The sequence below is a fragment of the Kineococcus vitellinus genome (assembly GCF_009906315.1).
Taxonomy (GTDB): Bacteria; Actinomycetota; Actinomycetes; order Actinomycetales; family Kineococcaceae; genus Kineococcus; species Kineococcus vitellinus.
Genome location: NZ_JAAALL010000247.1, coordinates 1 through 6,664 on the forward strand (window position 1 = coordinate 1; position 6,664 = coordinate 6,664).

The window sequence follows — 6,664 nt, forward strand, 5'->3', positions numbered from 1 at the left end:
GTCCTGCCCGCCGTCCTGCCCGCCGCCCTCGCCGGCGCCCCGCAGCGCATCGACGCCCACCTCGTCGACTACCTGCTCGTCGCCTTCTACTTCGTCGTGGTGCTCGGCATCGGCCTCATCGCCCGCCGCAGCGTCTCCTCCAGCCTCGACTTCCTGCTCTCGGGGCGCAGCCTGCCCGCGTGGGTCACCGGCCTGGCGTTCGTCTCGGCGAACCTGGGCGCCACCGAGCTGCTGGGCCAGGCCGCCAACGGCGCCCAGTTCGGCGAGCAGGCGTTCCACTACTACTGGATCGGCGCGATCCCGGCGATGGTGTTCCTCGCGCTGGTGATGATGCCGTTCTACTACGGCTCGAAGGTCCGCTCGGTGCCCGAGTTCCTCGGCCGCCGCTTCGACGCCAAGACCCAGCGCCTGCAGGGCGTCCTGTTCGCGGTGGCCTCCGTGCTGCTGGCCGGCGTCAACCTCTACGCGATGGCCATCGTCGTCAACGCCCTGCTCGGCTGGCCGACGTGGCTGGCGATCGTCGTCGCGGGCGTCATCGTGCTCGCCTACACCTTCCTCGGCGGGCTGTCGGCGGCCATCTACAACGAGGTGCTGCAGTTCTTCGTCATCGTCGTGACGATGGTCCCGATCACGCTGGTCGGCCTGCACCGCGTCGGCGGCTGGGACGGCCTCGTGGGCCGGCTCACCGCCCAGGGCAGCACGGAGATGCTCGAGCCCTTCCCGGCGCAGGAGCTCACCGGCATCGGCTCCTCGATCGGCTCGACGATCGGCGTCGTCCTCGGTCTCGGCTTCGTGACGAGCTTCGGCTACTGGACGACGAACTTCACCGAGGTGCAGCGCGCGTTCTCGGCCCGCAACGCCTCCGCCGCCCAGCGCACCCCGCTCATCGCCGCGATCCCGAAGGCGCTCGTCGCCCTCGTCATCATCATCCCCGGCATGGTCGCCGCCGTGCTCATACCCGGCATCGAGAGCCTGAAGCAGGGCCTGCCCAGCGACGTCACCTACAACGACGCCGTGCCGATGCTGCTGCGCGAGCTGCTGCCCAACGGCTTCCTCGGCGTCGCGCTCGCGGGTCTGCTCGCGGCCTTCATGGCCGGCATGGCGGCCAACGTCAGCTCGTTCAACACGGTCTTCACCTACGACCTGTGGCAGGACTGGCTGCGCCCGGGCCGCGACGACGCGCACTACCTGAGGGTGGGCCGCGCGGTCACCGTCATCGGCACCGTGCTGGCGATCGGCACCGCGTTCATCGCCGCCGGCTTCACGAACATCATGGACTACATCCAGACGCTGTTCTCGTTCTTCAACGTCCCGCTGTTCGCGGTGTTCGTCTTCGGGCTGTTCTGGAAGAAGCTCACCGGTTCCGGGGGCTTCTGGGGCCTGGTCAGCGGCACCCTGGGCGCCGTGACGATCTTCGTCCTCAACCAGGTCGGCGTCCTGTCGCTGTCCGGGCAGGGCTCGAGCTTCCTCGGCGGCGGCGTCGCCACCGTCCTGGCGGTGCTGGTGGGCTGGGTCGTCTCGCGCGGCGGCACCCCGAAGCCGGAGGCCGAGCTGAACGGCCTGGTCTGGTCGCTCACCCCGGCATCCGTGCGCGCGGTGCCGCGCGAGGCCGGCTGGTACCGCTCCCCCGCCGTGCTGTCCGTCCTCGTCCTCGCCCTGGCCGTCGCCGGCTACGTGCTGTTCGCGGTGGTCTGAGCCGCTGCGGGCGGCCGCTCAGCCGCCCAGACCGCCCGGCTGCCGGACGCCGTTGACGGACAGGTCGTACGGCGCCGCCGAGGCGGGCGCCGACTCGGTCGGGTCGTCGGCGGTCACCACGACCGCGGCGACGTCGGGCTTGAAGCCGAGGACCTTGTCGACGGGAGCGGCCGTCGACCAGCCCCAGCGGGTCTGCACGACGGGCAGCTGGACGACCGAGACGCGCTTGGCGTCGTAGCCGACGAGCTGCACGGTCCAGCCGGCCACCGGGACCGGGTGGGCCTGCGTGATCGACTGCCACGTCGACAGGTCGGTGGCGCGCTCGAGCGGCTGCCCGCCCACGGCGACGGAGCGGACGGTGACGCCCGGCTCGTCGACACCGCCGTCGGTGAGGTACCGCAGCGCGATCTGCACGTCCTGGCCCGCGTACGCGGAGGCGTCGTACGTCTGCACCCCGGAGACCCGCCCCGTCAGCCCGGGCAGGGCGGCGCTGATGCGCGGTTCGGTGCCGGCGTCCTCGGAGGTGGTGGCCTCGCTGGACAGCGACACCCAGCCGCCCTTCGCGGGATCGAAGACCTGCACGACGAAGAAGTCGTAGCCCTCCTCCGCCGCCACGTCGAGGTCGAGAGCGATCGTCGGGTCCTGCGCGGGGACGGTCACGGTGCGCACCAGGCCGCGGTCGAAGGAGCTGCCGCTGCCGGAGACGAGGGCGCCGTCCCCGACGGTCCACTCCACCGGCGTCGTCGGGTAGCTCTTCGCACCGTTGAAGGTGACCAGGCCGTTGGACAGGTAGCCGCGGCGGTCGCGCAGCCGGACGTAGTCCGCGCCGTTGACCGGCGCACCGGGCGAGGCGTGCGACTGCGGCGAGTCCCAGTTCACCTTCGCCGACAGCGAGGCGGTGCTCAGGGCCGCGGCGCCCTTGCCGAACTTGGTCCTGGCACCGCGGTCGAGGGCGTTGTCCACGGCCATCGCGGCCACGAAGTCGTGCAGGACGTCCTGCGCGCTCTGGCGGTGCCCGAAGCGGTCCAGGACCGCGTCCAGGCCGACGAGGCCGCCCTCGGGCTCGTCGTGCAGGGCCTTCATGAACGGCTCGCCGCCGAAGTGGTCGTGCACGTAGAGCATGAACGCGTACGCGCTGCCGTAGTCGGCCAGGATCTCCGGGTCACCCTGCTCGCCCCACTGCGTGAGCGACTGCTCGGGGCCGCCGTAGCCGGGCTGCTCGTCGAAGCCGAGGAAGGTCTGGATGTAGCTGTCCGCCTCCTCGGTGTCCGGCGCGGGCCGGGGGTCGGAGAAGTCGAGCAGGTCCTCGGCCCACATCGACAGCCCCTCGTTGACCCAGGACACCTCGTCGGGGTCGGCGTAGTACTCCAGCAGGTGCTGGTACTCGTGGCCGAACGTCCCCTCGTAGGTGCGCGGCGACGGCCTGCCCAGGCTCGAACCCTGGAGGAGTTCCGCGCACGCCCGGTAGTCGGCGTCGCCGGAGTCGTCCGGCGGGTTGGCGCCGGTGCGGTGCAGCCAGTCGAAGCCGTCGATCGTCATGACGTTGCGGTCGAGCAGCTCGTTGAACGTCGAGTAGAAGAACCCGGCGATGTACGTGCGGCCGTTCTCGTTCGTCGGGTCGAAGTAGTTCTGGTCGCGCACGTTGTCGATGAGGGCGACGGTGCGCCGGCCCTCGCCGCTCCAGTAGTCCGCCGGGTAGGCGCCCTCGAGCGCCTCGTCGAGCAGCGCGCCGCTGCCGTCGCGCTCGGGGGCCGTCGAGAACGCCCGCGACTCCGCGGGCAGGATCGTCTCGTCGAACTCCCGCACGAAGTCGGCGACCTGCTCGTCGCCGATGCGGGTGAGCTCCCCGCCGCCGACCTCGTTGCGGCAGTCGCCCTCGGGGAACGACAGGTCGTCGGCCACCCAGACCTCGATGTTCTCGCCGAGCCCGCGCAGGGTGTAGCCGCGGACGTCGATGCCGCTGCCGACGGTCTCGCCGTCGGGGGTCACGCCGCCGTCGACGAGCGAGGGCCAGTCCTTGCGCTCGCCGACGGCGAGCTCGCCGTCGGCGGCGCGCGGTGCGGCCAGGGTGCTGCGACCCGCGGCGGCGGAGCCGCTGTCGGCGACCAGCGGCAGCGGGGCGCCGCCGTTGTAGTCGCCGCCGAGCACCCGCACGTCCCCGGGTGCCTGCTGCGCCGACGTCCGCGGGGCCGCGGCGGCGGACACCGCGCAGACCGGGACGGCGAGCGCCGTGGCGCACAGCGCGGCCAGCGTCAGCCGGCCGCGGCGCGAGGGGTCGAGACCCATGCATCTCCTCCATGATCGAGCCGGCGGCCGGGCGGTCTTCACCCTGAAGGCCCAGCGCCAGTACGTGGCGTGAGCTTCCACTACGCAGAGCGAGGCCACAAGAGGCCCGGCCGAACCAGTTGGCAGGATGTCCCGGTGCCCTACCGCGTGATGACCGTCTGCACCGGCAACATCTGCCGCTCCCCGATGGCCGAGGTGGTGCTGCGCGAGCGCTTCGCCGCCGCCGGCCTCGCCGACGAGGTCGTCGTCGACTCCTCGGGGATCTCCGACGAGGAGGACGGCAACCCGGTGGACCGGCGGGCGGCCTCGGTGCTGCGCGAGCACGGCTACGAGGTGCCGCGCCACCGCGCGCACCGGGTGACGCCCGAGGAGATCGCCTCCCGGGACCTGCTGCTGGCCATGACGGCCCGGCACGCGCGCTGGCTGCGCACCCAGGCCCCGGACGCGGCGGCGGCCGGGCGGGTGCGGGTGTACCGCTCCTTCGACCCCGCCGCCCCGGCCACCGCGGGCCCCGGCGCGCTCGCCGACGAGTCGGCGCTCGACATCGACGACCCCTGGTACGGCGACCGCAGCGACTTCGAGACCACGCTGGAGCAGGTCGAGGCCGCCGCCGACGCCGTCGTGGCGCACGTGCGCGAGCAGCTCGCCCGGCGCTGACCGCGGCGCTCAGACGGGCGCCGCCCACAGGCTCGAGGACGCCACCGGCACGTAGCCGGCGCGCTCGTACAGCCCGACGGCGCCGGAGGGGTTCTCGCTGTCGACGTCGAGGACGACGGCGGCCATCCCGGCCGCGGCCGCGCGCCGGGCGACGGCCGCCAGCAGCAGCGTGGCCAGGCCGCGCCCGCGGTGGCGGCGGCGCACCCCCAGGTGGCCGAGCTCGGCCTGCGGGAAGCCCAGGGCGGGCCAGTCGCCGGGGTGGGCGTGGACGTCGGCGTAGGCGGCGACCTCGCCGTCGGGGTCGAGGACGAGCAGGCTCAGGTCGCGGCGGTGCTCCGGGCTGCCGGTGACGAAGGCGCTCCAGTCGGCGCGGCTGAGCGGCTGCGAGCCCCAGTGGTCGGCGAACACCTCGTTGTGGACGGTGCGCAGCCGCTCGTCGACGTGCTCGAACGGCACGCCGAGCAGCGCACCGGCCTCCTCCAGGGCGACGAGGCGGAAGCCCGGCGGCGCCGCGCGCGCGGGCGGCGGCCCGGGGCGCAGGTCCAAGCGCATCGTGGAGAAGAACCGGCGCACCCGCAGGCCGTGCCGCTCGCACAGCGGGCGCAGGTCCTCGCGGCCCTCGTCCACCCACACCTGCAGCTCCCCGGGCACCTCGCGCCCCAGCTCCGCGCGCCGCGCGGCGGCGCGCCCGGCCGCGGTGGCCCGGCCCCACGCCAGCAGGGCCGTGCCGACCCCCCGCCCGCGCCAGGCGGGGTCCACGACGCCGTCGAGCACCAGGCGCAGCTGGGAGACGTCCCCCAGCCGCAGCCCCACCACGGCCGCCGCGCGCAGCTCGCCGGCCGCGTCGACGCCGGCCAGGCCCTGCCGCCGCGCGTCGAAGCCCTCGGCGGTCAGGACCGAGCGCAGCCGCTCCTCGCTGTCGCGGCAGGGGGGCCGGTCGACGGCCGCGGCGCGCTCCTGCAGCCGCCACCAGGCGGCGGCGTCGTCCTCGGCGAGCGGGCGGGTGCGCAGCCCGGGCAGGGTGTCCACCCCTCCTGGCTACGCCCGCCGGCGCCGACGCCGCAAGGGTCCCGCCGCGGCGCCCGGGCGGCGCCTCAGAAGAGCCGGCCGGCCTCGTCGGCGGCGGGCTCCTCCAGGGAGAGCAGGAAGCGCTTGCGCCACAGCCCCCCGGCGTAGCCGGTGAGCGCGCCGTCGGCGCCGACGACGCGGTGGCAGGGCACGACGATCGACAGCGGGTTGCGCCCGTTGGCCAGGCCGACGGCCTGCGCGTACCCGGGACCGCCGAGCGCGCGCGCCAGCTCGCCGTAGCTGCGGGTCTGCCCGTGCGGGATCTCCCGCAGCGCCGCCCACACCCGCCGGCTAAAGGCGTCGCCGCGGGGGGCCAGCGGCAGCTCGAAGCGCGTGCGCTCCCCCGCGAAGTACTGCGCCAGCTGCCCGCGCAGGTCCTCGAAGGCGCCGTCGTCGCGCTCGTGCAGCTCCAGCGGCACGCCCCCGCGGTGGTCGGCGAACCAGACCCCCACCAGGCCGTCCCCGCTGCGGGCGGCCGTCAGCTCCCCCACCGGGGACTCCAGCACCGTCCAGCGCACGCGCACCCCGGTACGGTGCCAGACATGGCCACCCCTCCGCTGCCCGCGCACGTCGTCGACCTCCTGCGCAAGCCCAACGCCGCCGTCATGGCGACGATCCACCCCGACGGCCACCCCGTCACCGTGGCGACCTGGTACCTGCTGCAGGACGACGGCCGGGTGCTGCTCAACCTCGACGCCGCCCGCGCGCGGCTGCGGCACCTGCGCGAGGACCCGCACGTCTCGCTGACGGCGCTGGCCGAGGGCGACTGGTACACCCACGTCAGCGTGCAGGGCCGCGCCGTCGAGGTCCGCGACGACACCGACCTCGCCGACATCGACGCGCTGTCCACCCACTACACCGGCTCGCCGTACCCGACCCGGGACCGCGCCCGCGTCAGCGTGCTCGTGGAGGTCGAGCGCTGGCACGGCTGGGGCGCGGTCCCGGGTCGGGTACGGCG

Annotated in this window: 6 protein-coding genes; 3 read left to right on the forward strand and 3 right to left on the reverse strand. The window is 74.4% G+C overall.

Annotated features, from left to right (window positions below; genetic code table 11):
- Nucleotides 1-15: 15 nt before the first annotated feature.
- Nucleotides 16-1,695, forward strand: a complete 1,680-nt coding sequence (locus tag GTQ99_RS17850; RefSeq protein WP_166617078.1) for a sodium:solute symporter family protein — start codon at nucleotides 16-18, stop codon at nucleotides 1,693-1,695.
- 18 nt (nucleotides 1,696-1,713) lie between these two features.
- Here the strand turns inward: GTQ99_RS17850 and GTQ99_RS17855 are convergent, their stop codons facing one another.
- Entirely contained in the window at nucleotides 1,714-3,981 is a 2,268-nt protein-coding gene (locus tag GTQ99_RS17855; RefSeq protein ID WP_166617075.1) for an immune inhibitor A domain-containing protein, read from the reverse strand.
- Nucleotides 3,982-4,116: 135 nt separating this feature from the next.
- Here GTQ99_RS17855 and GTQ99_RS17860 point away from each other — a divergent pair, with 135 nt between their 5' ends.
- Nucleotides 4,117-4,638 (forward strand): low molecular weight protein-tyrosine-phosphatase, encoded by a 522-nt coding sequence (locus GTQ99_RS17860; RefSeq protein ID WP_338075074.1) that lies wholly within the window; start codon nucleotides 4,117-4,119, stop codon nucleotides 4,636-4,638.
- A gap of 9 nt (nucleotides 4,639-4,647) precedes the next feature.
- Here the strand turns inward: GTQ99_RS17860 and GTQ99_RS17865 are convergent, their stop codons facing one another.
- Nucleotides 4,648-5,667 (reverse strand): GNAT family N-acetyltransferase, encoded by a 1,020-nt coding sequence (locus GTQ99_RS17865; protein WP_166617076.1) that lies wholly within the window; start codon nucleotides 5,665-5,667, stop codon nucleotides 4,648-4,650.
- 65 nt (nucleotides 5,668-5,732) lie between these two features.
- Nucleotides 5,733-6,224 carry a methylated-DNA--[protein]-cysteine S-methyltransferase gene (locus tag GTQ99_RS27120; protein ID WP_166617080.1) on the reverse strand — a complete coding sequence of 164 codons (492 nt, stop codon included), beginning with the start codon at nucleotides 6,222-6,224 and terminating at the stop codon, nucleotides 5,733-5,735.
- Between the two features lie 24 nt (nucleotides 6,225-6,248).
- Between GTQ99_RS27120 and GTQ99_RS17875 the strand changes: the two genes are divergently transcribed.
- Nucleotides 6,249-6,664: TIGR03618 family F420-dependent PPOX class oxidoreductase (locus tag GTQ99_RS17875; RefSeq protein WP_166617077.1), on the forward strand; the 416-nt coding region annotated here is incomplete at its 3' end.

Bases quoted from the DNA above. Each gene is read 5' to 3' on its own strand.
- GTQ99_RS17855 (WP_166617075.1), bottom strand. From the start codon at position 3,981: ATGGGTCTCGACCCCTCGCGCCGCGGCCGGCTGACGCTGGCCGCGCTG.